Raw genomic sequence first — 16,979 nt, forward strand, 5'->3', positions numbered from 1 at the left:
TCTAAGTTCAAACCGAAAAGGAGAATCCAAGTGGCGACATTGACGGTAATGCCCTCCGGCAAGACGATCGAGGTGGGCGAGGGCACCACCATTCTGGCAGCGCTGCTCGGCGCCGAGGTCGAGATCCCGCACAAATGCGAGGGCCAGGCAAAGTGCGGTTCCTGCCACATCTTCCTGCAGGAGGGACGCAAGGGCGTGTCGAAGGTCACCAAGCTGGAGAACGAGAAGCTCGACACCATCGTCGGCGTCGGCTCGAAGTCGCGGCTCGCCTGTCAGGCGACCATTCTTGGCACCGAGAACGTCAAGATCGAACTCCTGGGCTTCGGCTCGGGCCTGTAACAGGAGGATCACATGGACAAATTGACGCTTCATGTCCGCTTTGCCAATGATGGCACGGTCGCCGAGATCAGCGAGCGGCCGGTCGAGCTGACGCCGCAGCAGTGGTTCGACAAGCTCAGCGAGGCCATCGGCATGAAGGCCTATCAGACCTTCGCCGGCGGCCGCGGCGTGTTCAAGGTGGCTCGTGAGCAGATCGAGGCCCTGAAGACCGCGGCTGTTTCGTGACGCGGTTGGCAGCATGAGCACCGATGCGGGACAGGCGTGCCGATTCTTCGTCTCCTACACGGGCGTCAAGCTGCCGCTGCGGCTGGTGACTGCGATTGCGCCGGAGCAGCTGTCGAACCGCAACACGTTCATCCGCGGCTATTTCGATGCCGCGGGCGTGCTGACCGGATTCGAAAAGATCGTCTATGGCGAGATCGAGCTCACGCACAGCTACAGCTACCATGCCAGCGGGGCGTTGAGCCGGGCCGAGATCGTCATGCTCGACGAGGATCCGGTGACGCTGAATTTTGACGAGACCGGCGCGCCCATCGCCGGTCAGGATGCGTCGGTGAAGGAGGCCTCGTGACTGTCGCCAAGCTGATCGAGGCTCTTGCCAGCATGCCGAAGGACGCTATCGTGCTGATGGACAGCGGCGGCGGATTGTCGCGTGTCGATGCGCTTCAGCTTGTGGACGAGCAGGGCCCGGGCGCTCCGGCCGAGGTGATCCTGCAGCCGAGCTTGGATGAGTAGAGGGCGGACTGGTCGGATGGCGGACGCTGGGACTTCAGAGACCGGAACTCCGGACGCAGGGCCGGTCGCGACCCCCTATGAGCGGATCGGCGGAGCGGTTGTCGTGGACCGTCTCGTCGAATCCTTCTACCACCGAATGGATACGCTGCCGGAGGCCAAGGGCATCCGCGACATGCACGGCCGCAATCTCGGGCCGATCAAGCACATCCTGAAGCGCTATCTCTCCGAATGGCTGGGCGGCCCCAAGCTTTATTCGCCCGAGAAGGGCCATCCGCGGCTGCGCCAGCGTCACATGGGCTTTGCCATCGGCAATGCCGAGCGCGACGCCTGGCTGCTGTGCATGCGCGGCGCGCTCGAGGAGACTGTCAGCGACGTCAAGGCCCGTCAGGATGTCGACGCCGCCATGACCAAGCTCGCCGACTGGATGCGCAACCACGCCGGCAACCCGCACGATGCTCGGGCCGCGCGGCCGTGAGCCTGCGGTGACGTCATCGCGAGGAGACGAAGGCGACGAAGCAATCCAGAGTCGCCCGCGTTACCCTGGCTTGCTTCGCTGCGCTCGCAATGACGGAGAGGGCGTGACACGTAGGCTGGACCAAGCGAAACGCGCCCACCGGCGGTCTCGCCTGCAAGATGGACCAGAAAAAGATGGACCAGAAAGGTGGGCACGGCGATCTTCCGACGGTGCAATTCACTGCCGTCCGTGGCGCCTTTGCCGACCTTACGCAATCCAGCTAATACAACGGCACGCCGAAGAAGGTCTCGTCGTCGCCGCCCCAGGCGCGGTGCAGCGCCAGGGCGTTCTGCCATTGCATCATCTCGACCTCGCTGGCATTGCGATGCGTGATTCTGCCGTCCGGCACCTCGGCAAGCAGAAAAGGCTTGCCGTTGCGGATGAAGCGGTTGAGATCCTTGGTGTCGTTGGGGCGCACGACGCAACGTGGCCGCTCGTCGATCAGGATGGTGGTCGGCAGCATCGCGGTGCTCTCACTCCATCGGATTGTCAATCGGCCAGCGGTCCCATGTCGTCGTCGGCTTTCTTCTTCTTTTTCTTGTCGGTCTTGGCGAGCGCATAGGCGCCGGCGTTCTTCAGCGTGATCGGCGGCTGCCCGACGACATATTGCGAGATCCACGCCAGGGTCCGGTCATGTGCCAGCGTAGCTGCAGATTCATCATAGGTCTCGCCGTCACCGTCGAACGCATGCGCGGCATTCGGATAGGAGAACGCGCTGACCTCGGGATGATAGGCGCGGAACATGGTCACCTCCGCGAACGGCACGACGATGTCGGCCTCGCCGAAATGGAGCAGCGTCGGAATCTTGCGCTTGGCGCCGGCCGCGTTGACGACACCGGTCGCGTAGTAGCTCACTGCGCAGGCCACGCCGGAGACGCGGTTGGCCGCGTCATAGGCGAGACCGCCCCCGGCGCCGAAGCCGACCACCGCCACCTTGCCGCAGTCCTTGACGCTGTCGACCGTTGACTGGATCTCGGCGAGCAGCGGTGCTGCCGGATCCGGCACGCTCTCGGCCGGCTCGCCCTCCGTTGCCGCTTCGATCGCGGTGGGAGGCGACAGCTCCGGCGCGATCACGACATAGCCGCTCGCGGCGAAAGTATCGGCGACCTTGCGTAGTTTGCCGGCAGCGTCGGCGCCGTCCGGCAGGACGACGATCGCCCCCTTTGGCGCGTCGGCGGGATCGGCACGAAACGCCTGAAAGGTATGGCCGTCGCTGGCGGTCAGCTTGATCGTGCTCGCCGTAGGCATGTGATGCTCCTGCTTCCGTTGCGCGGTTGGCGCGCGTTACAACAAACCCAGCTCCAGGGCGGTCTCTTCGGACATGCGCGACTTGTCCCATGGCGGCTCGAAGACAAGGGTGACCTTGACCGACACCACACCGTCGACGGCCTGTACGGCGTCCTCCACCATTCGGACGATCTCGCTTGCGACCGGACAGCCGGGCGCCGTCAGGGTCATGTCGATCTCGACCGCGCCGCCGCCCTCGTGCGCGATTCGATAGACCAGCCCGAGATCGTAGACGTTCACCGGAATCTCCGGGTCATAGACCGTTCGCAACGCTGCAATCACGCTCTCGGCTGCACTCTGGGAGCCGGTCGCTACGGCGTTCTGCGCCGGGGAAGGAGGGGGCGGGGCGTGCATGGTCATCATGCGTTGGTTCCTCTCATGATCCTGGTTCGCACCGGGGGATGGTCGTTGGAATTCGAGTCATGTTTCGCTCATGCATGGCGTCGCCTCATTCCGAACCGAGCCCCTCGGCCAGCGCGGCGACGACCGGCCATCCGACGGCGCCGGTGGGATCGAGTCGCCGCAGCGCCGCGAGCATTTCGGCTGCTCCGTCGGAATCAGTCTTGCGCAGATGGATGAAGGCTAGGGCCTTCAGCGTGTAGAGCGCGAAGCGGCCGGCGCCATCCGGCAGCGGATCATGCGGCGTCCAGTGCCGCCAATCCCGTGGCCAGCCGGCCTGGCGCGCCGCTTCCGCAAGGCCCAGCTCGGCGACCGCCTCTGCCTCGTCGAGATGGCCTTGATAGGTGTGAATCTTGTACAGACAGAAGTAGGTCGGAAGCTGCTGCGGAGCGGCCGCCAGCGCCTGGCGAAACAGCCGATCCGCCTGCGCGTGGTCGCGGCGATACGCCGCCACGCCCTGTTGCAAAAGCGCATCGATCTCTTGCGGCAGATCGCCGAAGTTGATCGTGTCGGGTTCGCTGACGAGTTCGAGCATCTGCATTGACCTCGATCAAATCACTGCAAGACGCGGACCGTTTTCGCGCGGGTGCAGCAGCGCCGGAGCCGGTACGAGGCGGGCGGAAGAGCGGGCCGATGTTGGATTTTGCACGTCGCCTCTTCGCTCCGCCGCGGCCGATGTCGCAAAGACGACGCAACGCTTGGCGAATTGGCGTGGACGCGTCGTCAGATGCCGGCGAGACGGCGATTGCGGCGAGCAAATCACTGGTTCGGAGCTTGCATGAGGCCTTCATCAATCCAGCGGGAGTGGCAGCGATGGCGATGGCAGCAACGGACATCGAGCGTCTGATCAAGGAGGCGTTCCCGGATGCCGTCGTCGTGATCGAGGATCTGGCGGGCGATGGCGACCATTATTCGGCGCGCGTCACCTCACAGGCTTTCGCCGGGAAGAGCCGGGTGCAACAGCATCAGATGGTCTATTCGGCTCTCAAGGGCCAGATGGGCGGCGTGCTGCATGCGCTGGCGCTCGAGACGTCATTGCCGAAATGATCGTTGCGGCCGGGCTGATCGGTCGCATTCAGGGAAAGGATCCAGTCTATGTCGACATCCGAACGCATTCAGAAGCTGATCGACAGCAATGACATCGTGCTGTTCATGAAGGGCGTGCCGGCGGCGCCGCAATGCGGCTTCTCCGCCGCGGTGGCACAGATCCTGGCCAAGCTCGACGTGGCCTACGAGAGCGTCAACGTGCTCGCCGATCCCTTCATCCGCGAGGGCATCAAGGAGTTCTCCAACTGGCCGACCATTCCGCAGCTCTATGTGAAGGGCGAATTCGTCGGCGGCTGCGACATCGTGCGCGAGATGTTCCAGGCCGGTGAGCTCGCGACCCTGCTCGCCGACAAGGGCATCAAGGCGTCTGCGTCATGAGCGATGCCGATGTCGCCGAGGCGGATGACGCATTCGAGATTCCGCAGCTCTACAAACATCACGCCTTCGTCTGCCTGACGCAGCGCCCGCCCGGGCATCCGCGCGGCAGCTGCGGCGCGCTCGGCGTGCAGCCGCTGTGGGACCGGCTGACCAAGACCATCGAGGCGCAGCGGTTGACGGATATCGGCGTCACCGCCGCCGGCTGCTTCGGCTTCTGCAGCGCCGGACCGATGATGGTGGTCTATCCGGACGGCGTCTGGTATCGACCGACCAAGCCGGAGGATATCGACGAGATCGTCGAATCCCACTTCAAGCAGGGCAAGCGTGTCGATCGCCTGGTCATGGTGTTGAAGCGCTGAGCTTGCAGAATGGAGCCGCTCAACGCGGCTCCGGACAAGGTGTCGACCCATCCGGACGCGTGCAGCCCTGGACATCCTCCAGACCGTCGCCCTGCCGAAGCAGCAAGATGACGGGTTCACGATCGAAGCCGGCGCAGCACCGGCCGCCGGCTTCGATCAATGGCCGGCGGATCAGCAGCGGATCCTCGAGCATCAGGTCGATGGCCGCGACGGCTTCGATCGTCTCTGGCTCGATCTCTCCCGATCTCACGCGCGGCGAGGCCGGATTGAACCAGGCCCAGACGGGGGTCCCGGCGAAATATGTGCGCAGCCTCTCGCCCGTCCAGGGTTCGGTCAAGAGGTTCCTGGCGATGACATCGTGGCCTGCTCGCGTCAGCATCAGCTTCTGCCGGGCGTTGGTGCCGCAGCCCGGCTTCTCGTAGAAGACGACGGTCGTCACGTCAGGCGCCGCCGAGCTGGACCAGCTGCGCGCCGCCGGCGCGGCCGAGAATGGTGTCGACCTTCTTGCGCACCGCCTCGATCGTGAGCGGCTTGACCACGGCGCCATGCGCGCCGGCCTTGAGACCTTCGATCGCGATCGCCTCGTCGGCCTTGGCGGTCACGATCAGAATGCGCACGCCCTTGAACTTCGCCAGGATCTCGCGGACGAGCTCGGGGCCGCGTTGCTTCAGGAAGGAAACCCCGAGCAGCACCACGTTCGGTGCCAGCCAGTCGACGCCCTTCTCGTACGCCTCCTCCGGCGTCGCCAATTCGTGGGTCTCGATTTCATCGTGCAACATGAACTGCAGGGCCGCGCGCGTGATCTCGTCGTCGTCGATCACGAACACGCGCCGCTGGTCCACTGCCTTGGCCGTCTCCACTCCGATCTGCATTGCATCCTCCTCAACGTTGTCAGCGTCTGTGCCGCAGGGCTGCAGAGGGGATCTAGCAAATCTCGTTCCGGGCACCGCCCGGCTGAAAAGCTACCGCTGTTGTGTCGTTTCGGACAGCGCCGCGCGTCGTCGCATCTTGCGAAGCATTCCGATGTCGGGTTTGCAACAACTCGCAATCGCGCCCGGATTGCTCCGCATCTCCTTTAAAACATGATCGTTTTGGCCCTGTGCGCGTGCTGGCACAGCCGTTGCAAAACCGGGTTCAGGCAATGGTTGAGGGCTGAGTGCACGCCGACGCTCCGGACGAGCGATGCTCTCCTTCCCAACAACCCGTCTGCCGGTTCGGACACACAGAGGACGCGGTCACGCCTCGCGAGCAGCGCGGGCGCGACATTGGCAATCGGTTGATGGAGAGCAGAATGTCATCACTTCGACAAATCGCATTCTACGGCAAGGGCGGCATCGGCAAATCGACGACGTCGCAGAACACGCTCGCGGCGCTCGCCGAGATGGGTCATCGGATCCTGATCGTCGGCTGCGACCCCAAGGCGGATTCGACCCGCCTGATCCTGCACGCCAAGGCGCAGGACACGATCCTGAGCCTGGCTGCTGCCGCCGGCAGCGTCGAGGACCTCGAGATCGAGGAGGTCATGAAGGTCGGCTATCGCGACATCCGCTGCGTCGAGTCCGGCGGTCCGGAGCCGGGCGTCGGCTGCGCCGGCCGCGGCGTCATCACCTCGATCAACTTCCTGGAAGAGAACGGCGCCTACGAGGACATCGACTACGTGTCCTACGACGTGCTCGGCGACGTCGTGTGCGGCGGCTTCGCGATGCCGATCCGCGAGAACAAGGCGCAGGAGATCTACATCGTGATGTCCGGCGAGATGATGGCGATGTATGCCGCCAACAACATCTCCAAGGGCATTCTGAAATATGCAAATTCCGGCGGCGTGCGCCTGGGCGGCCTGGTCTGCAACGAGCGTCAGACCGACAAGGAGCTGGAGCTGGCGGAGGCTCTCGCCAAGAAGCTCGGTACTCAGCTGATTTACTTCGTGCCGCGCGACAACATCGTGCAGCACGCCGAGCTGCGCCGCATGACCGTGCTGGAATATGCGCCGGATTCCGTCCAGGCCGGGCACTACCGCTCGCTGGCGCAGAAGATCCACAACAACGGCGGCAAGGGCATCATCCCGACCCCGATCACGATGGACGAGCTCGAGGACATGCTGATGGAGCACGGCATCATGAAGGCCGTCGACGAAACCCAGATCGGAAAGACTGCCGCCGAACTCGCCGCAACGGCTTAAGCAGTCTTGGTACCGGCCTTCCTCCCGTCGGAAGGCCGGTACCTCATCGCATGTCCCGTCGGCGCGCGGCAGGGGATCAAGCTATGACCATCGCAATCGTGGGCGTCTCGGAGTCCGTCGCTGCCGGCCTGCAACCGTCGCCGCGCAGCGGCTCCTGCGAAGAGAACGCGCGGCATCACGGCCGCCAGATTTACCGCCTGCTGACCGGCGTCGATCCCGACGAGGCGCTGATCGACAGTGACATCGGTTTCGATCGTCACGTCATCGCATCGGTTCTCGCCGTTTCAGCGATGGAGCATGGCGCGCTGGCGGAGCGCGCGGGGCTTTCGACCGTCGAACTGATCGCACTGCTGGCGCAGTTGTTTCCGGCAGCCTCGATCGACTCCTCATGGCTGCCGATCACCGGGGCCGCGGCCGCGCCGGACGAGGACGAAATCACGATGGTGCGCGATCTGCTCGCCGCGCAGCGCTCCACGGACGGCGAGGTCGGCCGCTGGCTCGCGGCCATGGTGGCGCGTCGCGCGATGGAGCCCAACCATCTCTGGGAAGACCTGGGCCTGCGCGAGCGCTCCGAATTGTCGCGCCTGCTGATGCGCCACTTCGCGCCGTTGGCGAGCCGCAACACCAGCAACATGCGCTGGAAGCGCTTCTTCTACCGCATGCTGTGCGAGGATGATGGCTTCGTGATGTGCACGACGCCGGTCTGTACCCAGTGCAACGACTTCCAGCTCTGCTTCGGCGAGGAGAGCGGCGAGAGCCGGATGGCCGAACGGCGGCGCGAGGTGGCGCTGCGGGAGGCGGCGGGCGCCGCGATGTGAGTTCGAGGACCGTGACGATGTTGATGGACAGCCAGCTTGGATCCCCGTGCAACTCCGACGGCGGACGTTGTCCTCAGGCGGAGACCTGCGAAGCTGGCGAGATCCTGATGCGTCGATGCGAGGACGCGCTGCGCCGGGCCGGGTTGCGCCCCACCCAGCAGCGTCAGCAACTGAGCCGGATTCTGTTCGGCGGCGGTGACCGCCACATCACCGCCGACGCGCTCTATGCCGCAGCCGTTGCTTCGGGCATGAAGATCTCGCAGGCCACCATCTACAACACGCTCAACCAGTTCGTGGAGCTGGGCCTGCTGCGCCAAATTGGCGTGGACGGCTCGAAATCGTTCTTCGACACCAATACGACCGTGCACCCGCACTTCTTCTACGAGGACGAAGGCGCGCTCGTCGATGTGCCCGGACAGGTCGCGTTCGAGCAGATGCCCGAGCCGCTGCCGGGTTATGGCATGGAGCGGATCGACATCGTCATTCATCTGCGCCGCAGGCGTCACGCCTGACGGCAGCGCAGGTCGCCGCGGCTTGGCGCTGCGCGGGCATGTCTCTCTGCGTCGACGTTCGATGTCCGACGCTGTTACGAATCCGACAATCCGGGGCAATGGAAAAACAATTGGATAATCAATTGATTGGCGTGGTGTCCGGCGGTGGCATGGCCGTTGCTGAGTGAATGGCAGGCCGCAATGGAGCGTCGTGCTTCTGGCGGCCGCACACAGGTTGCGACGGAGCGAGTGAATGCCAGACGTCTCCGGACAGCGCGGGTCTAGGAATGCCCGAGATGCCGGCTCTGCCCACGGGGGCACAGCCTCGGGGAGCCCGATGCCCCGGGTCATCCTCAACGATACCACGCTCCGCGACGGCGAACAGGCGCCGGGCGTCGCCTTCGCCCTCGGAGAGAAGGTCGCGATCGCTCGTGCGCTCGCCCGTGCCGGCGTTCCCGAGATCGAGGCCGGCACGCCGGCGATGGGGGCCGACGAGATCGCGGCGATCAGGGCGATCGTCGAGGCCGGTCTGCCCGCGACCATCATCGGCTGGTGCCGGATGCGCGAGGCGGATGTCGATGCGGCGATCGCGGCCGGCGTCTCGATGGTGAATGTCTCCATCCCGACATCCGACGTGCAGATCGCCGCCAAGCTCGGCGGCAGCCGCAGCGCCGCGCTGGAGCTGCTCAAGCGCGTGGTCGGCTATGCGCGAAGCCGCGGACTGGCCGTTGCCGTCGGCGGTGAGGATTCGTCGCGCGCCGATGTCGGCTTTCTCGCCGAGGTGATCGCGACCGCGAAGTCGCTCGGTGCCCGACGCTTCCGCGTCGCCGATACACTGAGCGTGCTCGATCCCGACGCGACGTCAGCCCTGGTCGGCGCCTTGCGTGCGACCACGGACCTGGAGATCGAGTTTCACGGCCATGACGATCTCGGTCTTGCCACCGCCAACACGCTGGCGGCGGTCAAGGCGGGCGCGACCCATGCGTCGGTCACCGTGATCGGCCTCGGCGAGCGTGCCGGCAATGCCCCGCTGGAAGAGGTCGCGGTCGCGCTGCGGCAGCTCTACCGGCGCGAGACCGGCATCGTGCTGGCCGAGCTCGATCACGTCGCCAATGTCGTGGCGGCCGCCGCGGCACGCGCCATTCCACTCAACAAGGCCATCGTCGGCGAGCACGTCTTCACCCATGAATCCGGCATTCACGTCGACGGCCTGCTGAAGGATCAGCACACCTACCAGGCGCTCGATCCGGTACTGTTCGGCCGCTCCAATCGGATCGTGATCGGGAAGCATTCCGGGCTGTCGGCGATCACCTCGTTGCTGTCGGATTTGCGGCTGCCGGCGAGCGCCGACCAGGCCCAGCGCATCCTGGCGCGGGTGCGCAGGCATGCCGTCGCTCACAAGGGGCCGGTGCCGAAGGAGGCCGTTGCGGCCATCTGGCGCGAAGTCTGCGATCACCCGCTGGCGAGCTTTGCCTGATCATGAGCGACATCGTCGATACCCCCATTGCAGAGCCGATCGTCGTCGAGGCGAGCCGGCCTTCGCTGCTTCGCCTGATCCGCGAGGACATTGCGTGTGTCCGCTCGCGCGATCCGGCGGCGCGCAGCGAAATCGAGACACTGCTGACCTATCCCGGCATTCACGCGCTGATCTGGCACCGCCTGGCGCATCGGCTGTGGATCCGCGGCTGGCGTTTTCCGGCGCGCTTGTTGTCGTGGCTCGGACGTTTCCTGTCGAATGTCGACATTCATCCGGGCGCCGAAATCGGCCGCCGCTTCTTCATCGATCATGGCGCCTGCGTCGTGATCGGCGAGACCGCGGAGGTCGGCGACGATGTCACGTTGTATCACGGCGTCACCCTGGGAGGTACGTCGTGGTCGCCAGGCAAGCGGCATCCGACGCTGGACAGCGGTGTCGTCGTCGGCGCCGGCGCCAAGATTCTCGGACCGATCACCATCGGTCCGCGGACCCGCGTCGGTGCCAACTCCGTCGTCATCCAGAGCACGCCGCCCGACGTCACGGTGGTCGGGATCCCCGCCAAGGTGGTGCGGCCTGAGTTCACCCATCGGCGGACCGTCGGACGGATCGATCTGGACCATCATTTGATGCCTGATCCGGTCGGTGAAGCCCTTTCCGTGATGCTGGACCGGATCGAATTCCTCGAGGCGCAGCTCGCTCACACCAGGCAGAGGATGCGTCAGGGACCGCCGCCTCCGGCGCCGACCTCTCTCTGCGAGGTTGATCCGATTTCGAGTCAAGGAGCAAAGCAATGACTGCGGCAACGCCGAACGTTCTGGACGAACTGAAGAAGACCTCCGCGGCCGAGGAGTTCTTCAAGCTGCTCGGTGTCGACTACGATCCCAAGGTGCTCAACGTCTGCCGGCTGCATATCCTCCGCCGGATGGGGCAGTACCTCGTCAGCGAGGACTTCTCCGGCGCTTCCAGTGAGGACGTCGCAGCCCGCTGCAAATCGTTCCTGGAGCGGGCCTATCAGGACTTCCTCGTCTCGACGCCGCTCGATCAGCGGGTGTTCAAGGTGCTCAAGGAGGCGGTGGCGCCGCCGAAGCCGGCTCCAAAGCCGTTCGTGTCGCTGACGACGCTCAAGTAGCGCATGAACTGACGATCGCTCCCACCAGCGCCGCCGGCACGACTGGCGGCGCTTCTGCTTTCAGGCGAGCCGTGCGCTTTCAAGTTCCTGTCGCATTCCCGACGCGTGTTGCTTGCGACGTGTCGGACCTCGTCGGCGAGTTTTCAGAAGCAGATCGGGTTCATGCGCCAAGGTGTTGAATCCGTGCCGATAATCATCGCGGCCGAAACTGGTACGACAATTGCTGTCCTGATCGCAGGACTACACACCCGGAGTGATCGCATGCATATCGTCGTCTGCATCAAGCAGGTTCCGGACTCCGCGCAGATCCGCGTTCATCCGGTGACCAACACCATCATGCGCCAGGGTGTGCCAACCATCATCAACCCCTACGATCTGTTCGCGCTCGAGGCGGCGCTGCAACTGCGCGACAAGTTCGGCGGCGAAGTGACGGTGCTGACCATGGGACCGCCGTCCGCCGAGGACTCGCTGCGCCGGGCGCTGACCTACGGCGCCGACCGCGCCGTGCTGCTGACCGATCGCTTCTTCGCTGGCGCCGATACGCTGGCGACCACCTATGCGCTGGCGACAGCCATTCGCAAGGTCAGCGAGACCTTTGGCGCGCCCGACATCGTGTTCACCGGCAAGCAGACGATCGACGGCGACACCGCGCAGGTCGGCCCGGGCATCGCCAAGCGGCTGGGCCTGCTGCAACTGACCTATGTGGCGAAGATCCGCGAGGTCGATCCTGTCGCGCGCACGATCGAAGCCGAGCGCCGCTCCGAGGGGGGCGTTCAAGTGCTGAAGACCAAGCTGCCATGCCTGGTGACGATGCTCGAGGCGACCAACGAGATCCGCCGCGGCGCCATGGCCGATGCGCTCCGTGCGGCGCGCGCTCAGATCGTCACCTGGAGCGCCAAGGACGCCGGCGTCGAGGACATCTCGAAGTGCGGCCTGAAGGGCTCGCCGACCATCGTGAAGCGGGTCTTCGCGCCGTCCCCCCGGGCGGAGAAGGCAACCATGGTCGACTTCTCGAACCGCGCACCGGCCGACGCGCTGATCGAGGAATTGTTCAAGCGGCAGCCGAAGCTCGAAGCCGAGCTGACGACGTCAGCGCACGGCTTCTGATCCAGACGGCTTTTGACGGACCAAGGGACGACGATCATGAGCGAACCCACCAAAGCACCGCCCGCCGCAGCCGGTCGCGCCGCGACCAAGAAGGAGCTGCCCGAGCATTTCAAGGCCTACAAGCACGTCTGGGTGTTCATCGAGCAGGAGCGCGGCCAGGTCCACCCGGTATCCTGGGAGCTGATGGGCGCCGGACGCAAGCTCGCCGACAAGCTGAAGGTCGATCTCGCGGCCGTCGTGATCGGTCCTCCCGGAGAAGCCGTGCAGCACGCTGCCGCGGAGTCGTTCTGCTATGGCGCCGACCTCGCCTACATCGTCGCGGACGGCGTTCTCGCCGACTATCGCAACGAAGCCTACACCAAGGCGCTGACCGACGTCGTCAACACCTTCAAGCCGGAGATCCTGCTGCTCGGCGCCACCACGCTCGGCCGCGACCTCGCCGGCTCCGTCGCGACAACGCTGCTCACGGGTCTGACCGCCGACTGCACCGAGCTCGACGTCGATGCCGACGGCTCGCTGGCCGCGACGCGTCCGACCTTCGGCGGCTCGTTGCTCTGCACGATCTACACGCTGAACTATCGGCCGCAGATGGCCACCGTCCGCCCGCGCGTGATGCCGATGCCGGACCGCGTCGAGAAACCCGCCAGTCGCATCATCGAGCACAAGCTCGGCCTCGTCGAGGAGGACATCGTCACCAAGGTGCTGTCCTTCATTCCGGATCGCGATTCCGCCAAGTCCAATCTCGCCTATGCCGACATCGTCGTGGCGGGCGGGCTCGGGCTTGGCTCGCCGGAGAACTTCCAGCTCGTCAAGGGGCTCGCCGCGGTGCTCGGCGCCGACTTCGGCTGCTCGCGGCCGCTGGTGCAGAAGGGCTGGGTGACCTCGGATCGCCAGATCGGCCAGACCGGCAAGACCATTCGGCCCAAGCTCTACATCGCCGCGGGCATCTCCGGCGCGATCCAGCATCGGGTCGGTGTCGAGGGCGCCGACCTGATCGTTGCCATCAACACCGACAAGAACGCGCCGATCTTCGACTTCGCGCATGTCGGCATCGTCACCGATGCGATCCGGCTGCTGCCCGCGCTGACGGAGGCATTCCGCGCGCGTCTGTCGCCGCATTCGCGCGATCGCATCGCAAGCTAGGCACCAGAGAGGGAGCAGGGCAATGATCGAGGAACGTTTCGACGCGATCGTCGTGGGTGCCGGCATGGCCGGTAATGCGGCTGCGCTGACCATGGCCAAGCGCGGCATGAAGGTGCTGCAGCTCGAGCGCGGCGAGTATTCCGGCTCCAAGAACGTGCAGGGCGCGATCCTCTACGCCGACATGCTGGAGAAGCTGATTCCGGACTTCCGCGAGGAAGCGCCGCTGGAACGCCATCTGGTCGAGCAGCGCTTCTGGATGCTCGACGACAAGTCGCATGTCGGCCTGCACTACAAGTCGGACGACTTCAACGAGGAAAAGCCGAACCGTTACACGATCATCCGCGCCCAGTTCGACAAATGGTTCTCGTCCAAGGTCAAGGAGGCTGGCGCCACCGTGCTGTGCGAGACCACCGTGACCGAGCTCGCGCAGGATGCCTATGGCAAGGTGATCGGCGTCAGAACCGATCGGCGCGATGGTGAGATCCATGCCGACGTCGTCGTGCTGGCCGAGGGCGTCAACGGCCTGCTCGGAACCCGCGCCGGCCTGCGCGAGCGGCCGAAGCCGGAGAACGTCGCTCTCGCGGTCAAGGAGATGCACTTCCTGCCGCGCGAAACGATCGAGGCGCGCTTCAACCTGAAGGGCGACGAAGGGGCCGTCATCGAGGCCGTCGGCACGATTTCCCGCGGCATGACCGGCATGGGCTTCATCTATTCCAACAAGGAGTGCATTTCGCTCGGCATCGGCTGCCTCGTCTCCGACTTCCAGAAGACCGGCGAGACGCCCTACGGCCTGCTCGAGCGGTTCAAGCAGCATCCGTCGGTGGCGCCGCTGATCGAGGGGTCGGAAGTCAAGGAGTACTCGGCGCACCTGATTCCCGAGGGCGGCTACAACGCGATTCCCGAACTCTGCGGCGACGGCTGGGTGGTGGTCGGCGACGCCGCACAGCTCAACAATGCGATTCATCGCGAGGGCTCCAATCTCGCGATGACCTCCGGCCGCATCGCCGCCGAGGCGATCTTCCAGGTCAAGTCGCGCCGCGATCCGATGACGAAAGCGAACCTCGCGCTCTACAAGAAGATGCTGGAGGACTCCTTCGTCATCAAGGATCTGAAGAAATACAAGGACATGCCGGCGCTGCTGCACAACCAGTCGCAGAACTTCTTCCTGACCTATCCGCAGCTTGTCTCCAAGGCGATGCAGAACTTCGTGCGCGTCGACGGCACGCCGAAGAAGGAGAAGGAAAGCAGCACCGTGCGCTCCTTCGTGAATGCAAGGTCATGGACCGGCCTGTTCGGCGACGCCTTCAGGTTTGCTCGGGCGTGGCGATGATTGGTGAATGAACGAAACAGCTCAGGCGAGGGAGATCAGACATGAGCACGGACGTCGCAGTCAGGGTCGAAGACAAGCTGTTCTACAATCGCTATCAGGTCGATCCCGGCCGGGCCCATATCAAGGTCCGTCCGCATACCACGCCGACGCCGCAGTTGAAGGCGCTTCTCAAGGCCTGCCCGGCACGCTGCTACGAGCTCAACGACAAGGGCCAGGTCGAGATCACGGTGGACGGCTGCATCGAATGCGGCACCTGCCGGGTCATCGGCGAGGCCAGCGGCGACATCGAGTGGAGCTATCCGCGCGGCGGCTATGGCGTGCTGTTCAAGTTCGGCTGACGCCGTCAGATCACGCCGGTCGACGGGGTGCCGCAAACGCAGCGCCGGATCATCAATCCTGTATTGTGTTTGATATAGGTCATTGAGTTCTGGCACGCGTTCTGTTTACATTGAGCAGCAGCAACGAGGCTGCAACGGATGAGGAACAGCACGTGAAGCTGAGCGCACGAAATGTCTTACCGGGACGAATCATCTCGGTTGAAAAGGGAACGACCACCGCCCACGTCAAGGTGGAGCTCGCCCCGGGACTGACAGTCTTCTCGGCGATCACCAACGAGGCGGTGGACGAACTCGCACTTGCCGTCGGCGACAGCGTCTCCGCCGTCATCAAGTCGTCGGATGTGATGATCGGCAAATAGGAGCGTGGCGCCGAATTGCTGCGCCGATCAGCCGCGCGACGCCTGTCGCGCGCGCAGGTCGAGCCACCAGGTTTCCATCGCGGAAAGCGACGGCTGGAGCAGCGTGCCGAAATCGCCCGCAAAGGTCCGCCAGTCGTCGATGCATTTCTGCGGCACGGCCGTCAGCACCGGAATCCCCGACGTGATTGCGTCGGCCAGCTCGCCGCGCAACCCGCTTCCGGAAGCCTCCTGCTTGGAGAACTTGTTGATCACGATGAGGTCGGCATGGGCCGCGATGGCGCGGTGAACGGCCATGCCGGCTTCGGCAAGGCCCGCGGTGTCGAGCTTGCAGGCCGTCGATCCGGTGCCGAGGTCCTGACAGATCGAGATCGTGTCGCCATTGGCGAGATCGATCACGTCCATTCCGCTTTTCTTGCCGACTTCGTCTCTCGTATTGCGCTGAACGATGCCGCCGACGCGGACGCCCCGTTGCAGCAGCTCCTGGGCAAAGGCGTCCAGCAAGGCATCGGCGTCGTCGCCCGGTCCGTAGAGAATGGCGGCGAGACGGGGCTGATTGGGCTCAGCGGAAGCAGGAAGATCGTGCGGGATCATGCGGGGCCTGGCGATCGGGGGCGGGCGGCGACCAGGGTTTATATAGAGGATGCAGCCTGTGGAGAAAGAGCAGATGTCGCGCGCGCCGACCACCGCTACGCACCATGATCTGGAAGCGCTGCTCCGCGACGATGTCCCCTATGGCGACCTGACGACGGAGACGCTCGGGATCGGCGCCGAGCCGGGCCTGATGCACTTCGCTGCGCGCGGCCGCATGGTATTGGCCCTGGCCGAGGACGCGGCGGCCTTGATCGAGCTCACGGGCTGCCATGTCGAATTGTTCGCCGGCAGCGGAACGGTGCTGGAGGAGGGGGCTCCGATCCTCCGTGCAGAGGGCACGGCGGCCGGCCTGTTGCGGAGCTGGAAGGTGGCGCAGACGCTCATCGAGATCTGGTCAGGCGTCGCCACCGGGGCGGCTGCGATCGTCGGCGCGGCGCGCGCGATCAGGCCTGGCATTGTGGTCGCCTGCACGCGCAAGAACGTCCCCGGAACCAAGCCGTTCGCCGTTGCCGCGGTGAAGGCGGGTGGCGCGGTGATGCATCGGCTCGGCCTGTCGGAGTCGGTGCTGGTGTTTCCGGAACACCGGGCGTTTCTCGGCGATGCGCCGCTTGCCGATGTCGCCGAGCGGTTGCGGCGGAGCGCGCCGGAGAAGCGGCTCGTGATCGAGGTCACCACGGTCGAGCAGGCCGTCGCCGCCGCCGTGGCCGGCTTCGACGTCATCCAGGCCGAGAAATTTCCGCCTGCCGAGATCGCTGCGCTGACCGAGCGTATCGCCATCAGCGCGGCGCTGCCGCGGCGACCAATCATTGCGGCCGCGGGTGGCGTGAATGCGCAGAACGCCGCAGCCTATGCTGCGGCGGGGGCGGACGTGCTGGTCACCTCGGCGCCCTACCTCGCGCGTCCCTGCGACGTGCAGGTGCGGATCAGCCCTGCCTCGGCCGCGGCTTGACCGCACGACC

Annotated in this window: 27 protein-coding genes; 20 read left to right on the forward strand and 7 right to left on the reverse strand. The window is 65.1% G+C overall.

The window, feature by feature from the left end; translation table 11 throughout:
- Nucleotides 1–30: 30 nt before the first annotated feature.
- From QW861_RS07575 to QW861_RS07595, 5 genes are read left to right on the forward strand one after another with little or no spacing between them, the layout of a single operon-like run.
- Nucleotides 31–339, forward strand: a complete 309-nt coding sequence (locus tag QW861_RS07575; RefSeq protein ID WP_315752853.1) for a 2Fe-2S iron-sulfur cluster-binding protein — start codon at nucleotides 31–33, stop codon at nucleotides 337–339.
- 12 nt (nucleotides 340–351) lie between these two features.
- Complete coding sequence (locus QW861_RS07580) at nucleotides 352–564, forward strand: hypothetical protein (RefSeq protein ID WP_315752854.1); 213 nt, start codon at nucleotides 352–354, stop codon at nucleotides 562–564.
- A gap of 13 nt (nucleotides 565–577) precedes the next feature.
- Nucleotides 578–910, forward strand: a complete 333-nt coding sequence (locus QW861_RS07585) for a DUF6156 family protein (protein WP_315752855.1) — start codon at nucleotides 578–580, stop codon at nucleotides 908–910.
- A complete protein-coding gene (locus QW861_RS07590; protein WP_315752856.1) occupies nucleotides 907–1,074 on the forward strand; it encodes a hypothetical protein in 168 nt (55 codons plus the stop codon). The genes QW861_RS07585 and QW861_RS07590 overlap by 4 nt, the downstream gene beginning before the upstream one ends.
- A 16-nt stretch (nucleotides 1,075–1,090) precedes the next feature.
- Nucleotides 1,091–1,549 carry a group II truncated hemoglobin gene (locus tag QW861_RS07595; RefSeq protein WP_315752857.1) on the forward strand — a complete coding sequence of 153 codons (459 nt, stop codon included), beginning with the start codon at nucleotides 1,091–1,093 and terminating at the stop codon, nucleotides 1,547–1,549.
- A gap of 259 nt (nucleotides 1,550–1,808) precedes the next feature.
- Here QW861_RS07595 and QW861_RS07600 read toward each other — a convergent pair whose 3' ends face one another.
- The 4 genes from QW861_RS07600 to QW861_RS07615 form a co-directional block, all read right to left on the reverse strand.
- Nucleotides 1,809–2,051: a hypothetical protein gene (locus QW861_RS07600; RefSeq protein ID WP_315752858.1), complete on the reverse strand. Its 243-nt coding sequence runs from the start codon at nucleotides 2,049–2,051 to the stop codon at nucleotides 1,809–1,811.
- A gap of 26 nt (nucleotides 2,052–2,077) precedes the next feature.
- Nucleotides 2,078–2,836, reverse strand: a complete 759-nt coding sequence (locus tag QW861_RS07605; RefSeq protein ID WP_315752859.1) for a dienelactone hydrolase family protein — start codon at nucleotides 2,834–2,836, stop codon at nucleotides 2,078–2,080.
- Nucleotides 2,837–2,872: 36 nt separating this feature from the next.
- Nucleotides 2,873–3,235, reverse strand: a complete 363-nt coding sequence (locus tag QW861_RS07610) for an iron-sulfur cluster assembly protein (protein ID WP_315752901.1) — start codon at nucleotides 3,233–3,235, stop codon at nucleotides 2,873–2,875.
- 88 nt (nucleotides 3,236–3,323) lie between these two features.
- Complete coding sequence (locus QW861_RS07615) at nucleotides 3,324–3,815, reverse strand: hypothetical protein (protein ID WP_316169744.1); 492 nt, start codon at nucleotides 3,813–3,815, stop codon at nucleotides 3,324–3,326.
- A gap of 272 nt (nucleotides 3,816–4,087) precedes the next feature.
- Between QW861_RS07615 and QW861_RS07620 the strand changes: the two genes are divergently transcribed.
- Genes QW861_RS07620 through QW861_RS07630 form a run of 3 tightly spaced genes read left to right on the forward strand, consistent with a single transcriptional unit; the run spans nucleotide 4,088 to nucleotide 5,058 of the window.
- Nucleotides 4,088–4,321 (forward strand): BolA/IbaG family iron-sulfur metabolism protein, encoded by a 234-nt coding sequence (locus QW861_RS07620; RefSeq protein ID WP_006609694.1) that lies wholly within the window; start codon nucleotides 4,088–4,090, stop codon nucleotides 4,319–4,321.
- 48 nt (nucleotides 4,322–4,369) lie between these two features.
- Nucleotides 4,370–4,699 (forward strand): Grx4 family monothiol glutaredoxin, encoded by a 330-nt coding sequence (gene grxD, locus QW861_RS07625; RefSeq protein WP_315752861.1) that lies wholly within the window; start codon nucleotides 4,370–4,372, stop codon nucleotides 4,697–4,699.
- Complete coding sequence (locus QW861_RS07630; protein ID WP_315752862.1) at nucleotides 4,696–5,058, forward strand: (2Fe-2S) ferredoxin domain-containing protein; 363 nt, start codon at nucleotides 4,696–4,698, stop codon at nucleotides 5,056–5,058. The genes grxD and QW861_RS07630 overlap by 4 nt, the downstream gene beginning before the upstream one ends.
- A 19-nt stretch (nucleotides 5,059–5,077) precedes the next feature.
- On the opposite strand, the gene QW861_RS07635 is transcribed toward QW861_RS07630, so the two are convergent.
- Together QW861_RS07635 and QW861_RS07640 are read right to left on the reverse strand one after the other, a co-directional pair.
- Nucleotides 5,078–5,497 (reverse strand): ArsC/Spx/MgsR family protein, encoded by a 420-nt coding sequence (locus QW861_RS07635; RefSeq protein ID WP_315752863.1) that lies wholly within the window; start codon nucleotides 5,495–5,497, stop codon nucleotides 5,078–5,080.
- Between the two features lies 1 nt (nucleotide 5,498).
- Nucleotides 5,499–5,930 carry a response regulator transcription factor gene (locus QW861_RS07640; RefSeq protein WP_315713088.1) on the reverse strand — a complete coding sequence of 144 codons (432 nt, stop codon included), beginning with the start codon at nucleotides 5,928–5,930 and terminating at the stop codon, nucleotides 5,499–5,501.
- Between the two features lie 419 nt (nucleotides 5,931–6,349).
- Between QW861_RS07640 and nifH the strand changes: the two genes are divergently transcribed.
- From nifH to QW861_RS07695, 11 genes are all read left to right on the forward strand, one after another.
- Nucleotides 6,350–7,237, forward strand: coding sequence for a nitrogenase iron protein (gene nifH, locus QW861_RS07645; protein ID WP_315713086.1), 888 nt, complete (start codon nucleotides 6,350–6,352; stop codon nucleotides 7,235–7,237).
- An 83-nt stretch (nucleotides 7,238–7,320) separates the two neighbouring features.
- Nucleotides 7,321–8,055 (forward strand): nitrogen fixation protein NifQ, encoded by a 735-nt coding sequence (locus QW861_RS07650; protein WP_315752864.1) that lies wholly within the window; start codon nucleotides 7,321–7,323, stop codon nucleotides 8,053–8,055.
- Between the two features lie 17 nt (nucleotides 8,056–8,072).
- Nucleotides 8,073–8,567: an iron response transcriptional regulator IrrA gene (irrA, locus tag QW861_RS07655; protein ID WP_315713082.1), complete on the forward strand. Its 495-nt coding sequence runs from the start codon at nucleotides 8,073–8,075 to the stop codon at nucleotides 8,565–8,567.
- Nucleotides 8,568–8,883: 316 nt separating this feature from the next.
- A complete protein-coding gene (nifV, locus tag QW861_RS07660; protein WP_315752865.1) occupies nucleotides 8,884–10,023 on the forward strand; it encodes a homocitrate synthase in 1,140 nt (379 codons plus the stop codon).
- Nucleotides 10,024–10,025: 2 nt separating this feature from the next.
- Nucleotides 10,026–10,817, forward strand: coding sequence for a serine O-acetyltransferase (gene cysE / locus QW861_RS07665; RefSeq protein ID WP_315825159.1), 792 nt, complete (start codon nucleotides 10,026–10,028; stop codon nucleotides 10,815–10,817).
- Nucleotides 10,814–11,152 carry a nitrogenase stabilizing/protective protein NifW gene (nifW, locus tag QW861_RS07670; RefSeq protein WP_316183885.1) on the forward strand — a complete coding sequence of 113 codons (339 nt, stop codon included), beginning with the start codon at nucleotides 10,814–10,816 and terminating at the stop codon, nucleotides 11,150–11,152. The genes cysE and nifW overlap by 4 nt, the downstream gene beginning before the upstream one ends.
- 261 nt (nucleotides 11,153–11,413) lie before the next feature.
- Nucleotides 11,414–12,259: an electron transfer flavoprotein subunit beta/FixA family protein gene (locus tag QW861_RS07675; RefSeq protein WP_316174146.1), complete on the forward strand. Its 846-nt coding sequence runs from the start codon at nucleotides 11,414–11,416 to the stop codon at nucleotides 12,257–12,259.
- A 36-nt stretch (nucleotides 12,260–12,295) separates the two neighbouring features.
- Nucleotides 12,296–13,402 (forward strand): electron transfer flavoprotein subunit alpha/FixB family protein, encoded by a 1,107-nt coding sequence (locus QW861_RS07680; protein ID WP_316192883.1) that lies wholly within the window; start codon nucleotides 12,296–12,298, stop codon nucleotides 13,400–13,402.
- Nucleotides 13,403–13,424: 22 nt separating this feature from the next.
- Nucleotides 13,425–14,732: an FAD-dependent monooxygenase gene (locus QW861_RS07685; RefSeq protein ID WP_316192884.1), complete on the forward strand. Its 1,308-nt coding sequence runs from the start codon at nucleotides 13,425–13,427 to the stop codon at nucleotides 14,730–14,732.
- 41 nt (nucleotides 14,733–14,773) lie between these two features.
- Complete coding sequence (locus QW861_RS07690; RefSeq protein ID WP_172112536.1) at nucleotides 14,774–15,070, forward strand: ferredoxin family protein; 297 nt, start codon at nucleotides 14,774–14,776, stop codon at nucleotides 15,068–15,070.
- A gap of 152 nt (nucleotides 15,071–15,222) precedes the next feature.
- On the forward strand, nucleotides 15,223–15,429 hold the full coding sequence (locus QW861_RS07695) for a molybdopterin-binding protein (RefSeq protein WP_315713067.1): 207 nt from the start codon (nucleotides 15,223–15,225) through the stop codon (nucleotides 15,427–15,429).
- 27 nt (nucleotides 15,430–15,456) lie between these two features.
- On the opposite strand, the gene QW861_RS07700 is transcribed toward QW861_RS07695, so the two are convergent.
- Nucleotides 15,457–16,020: a DUF2478 domain-containing protein gene (locus tag QW861_RS07700; RefSeq protein WP_315768941.1), complete on the reverse strand. Its 564-nt coding sequence runs from the start codon at nucleotides 16,018–16,020 to the stop codon at nucleotides 15,457–15,459.
- Between the two features lie 73 nt (nucleotides 16,021–16,093).
- Here QW861_RS07700 and modD point away from each other — a divergent pair, with 73 nt between their 5' ends.
- A complete protein-coding gene (gene modD / locus QW861_RS07705; protein ID WP_316192885.1) occupies nucleotides 16,094–16,969 on the forward strand; it encodes a ModD protein in 876 nt (291 codons plus the stop codon).
- Nucleotides 16,970–16,979 lie beyond the last annotated feature (10 nt).

The organism is Bradyrhizobium sp. SZCCHNRI1029 (genome assembly GCF_032487555.1).
Classification (GTDB): domain Bacteria; phylum Pseudomonadota; class Alphaproteobacteria; order Rhizobiales; family Xanthobacteraceae; genus Bradyrhizobium.

Bases quoted from the DNA above. Each gene is read 5' to 3' on its own strand.
- QW861_RS07580 (WP_315752854.1), top strand. From the start codon at position 352: ATGGACAAATTGACGCTTCATGTCCGCTTTGCCAATGATGGCACGGTC.
- QW861_RS07585 (WP_315752855.1), top strand. From the start codon at position 578: ATGAGCACCGATGCGGGACAGGCGTGCCGATTCTTCGTCTCCTACACG.
- QW861_RS07595 (WP_315752857.1), top strand. From the start codon at position 1,091: ATGGCGGACGCTGGGACTTCAGAGACCGGAACTCCGGACGCAGGGCCG.
- QW861_RS07600 (WP_315752858.1), bottom strand. From the start codon at position 2,051: ATGCTGCCGACCACCATCCTGATCGACGAGCGGCCACGTTGCGTCGTG.
- QW861_RS07605 (WP_315752859.1), bottom strand. From the start codon at position 2,836: ATGCCTACGGCGAGCACGATCAAGCTGACCGCCAGCGACGGCCATACC.
- QW861_RS07610 (WP_315752901.1), bottom strand. From the start codon at position 3,235: ATGACCATGCACGCCCCGCCCCCTCCTTCCCCGGCGCAGAACGCCGTA.
- QW861_RS07615 (WP_316169744.1), bottom strand. From the start codon at position 3,815: ATGCAGATGCTCGAACTCGTCAGCGAACCCGACACGATCAACTTCGGC.
- QW861_RS07620 (WP_006609694.1), top strand. From the start codon at position 4,088: ATGGCGATGGCAGCAACGGACATCGAGCGTCTGATCAAGGAGGCGTTC.
- grxD (WP_315752861.1), top strand. From the start codon at position 4,370: ATGTCGACATCCGAACGCATTCAGAAGCTGATCGACAGCAATGACATC.
- QW861_RS07630 (WP_315752862.1), top strand. From the start codon at position 4,696: ATGAGCGATGCCGATGTCGCCGAGGCGGATGACGCATTCGAGATTCCG.
- QW861_RS07640 (WP_315713088.1), bottom strand. From the start codon at position 5,930: ATGCAGATCGGAGTGGAGACGGCCAAGGCAGTGGACCAGCGGCGCGTG.
- nifH (WP_315713086.1), top strand. From the start codon at position 6,350: ATGTCATCACTTCGACAAATCGCATTCTACGGCAAGGGCGGCATCGGC.
- QW861_RS07650 (WP_315752864.1), top strand. From the start codon at position 7,321: ATGACCATCGCAATCGTGGGCGTCTCGGAGTCCGTCGCTGCCGGCCTG.
- irrA (WP_315713082.1), top strand. From the start codon at position 8,073: ATGTTGATGGACAGCCAGCTTGGATCCCCGTGCAACTCCGACGGCGGA.
- nifV (WP_315752865.1), top strand. From the start codon at position 8,884: ATGCCCCGGGTCATCCTCAACGATACCACGCTCCGCGACGGCGAACAG.
- cysE (WP_315825159.1), top strand. From the start codon at position 10,026: ATGAGCGACATCGTCGATACCCCCATTGCAGAGCCGATCGTCGTCGAG.
- nifW (WP_316183885.1), top strand. From the start codon at position 10,814: ATGACTGCGGCAACGCCGAACGTTCTGGACGAACTGAAGAAGACCTCC.
- QW861_RS07675 (WP_316174146.1), top strand. From the start codon at position 11,414: ATGCATATCGTCGTCTGCATCAAGCAGGTTCCGGACTCCGCGCAGATC.
- QW861_RS07680 (WP_316192883.1), top strand. From the start codon at position 12,296: ATGAGCGAACCCACCAAAGCACCGCCCGCCGCAGCCGGTCGCGCCGCG.
- QW861_RS07685 (WP_316192884.1), top strand. From the start codon at position 13,425: ATGATCGAGGAACGTTTCGACGCGATCGTCGTGGGTGCCGGCATGGCC.
- QW861_RS07690 (WP_172112536.1), top strand. From the start codon at position 14,774: ATGAGCACGGACGTCGCAGTCAGGGTCGAAGACAAGCTGTTCTACAAT.
- QW861_RS07700 (WP_315768941.1), bottom strand. From the start codon at position 16,020: ATGATCCCGCACGATCTTCCTGCTTCCGCTGAGCCCAATCAGCCCCGT.
- modD (WP_316192885.1), top strand. From the start codon at position 16,094: ATGTCGCGCGCGCCGACCACCGCTACGCACCATGATCTGGAAGCGCTG.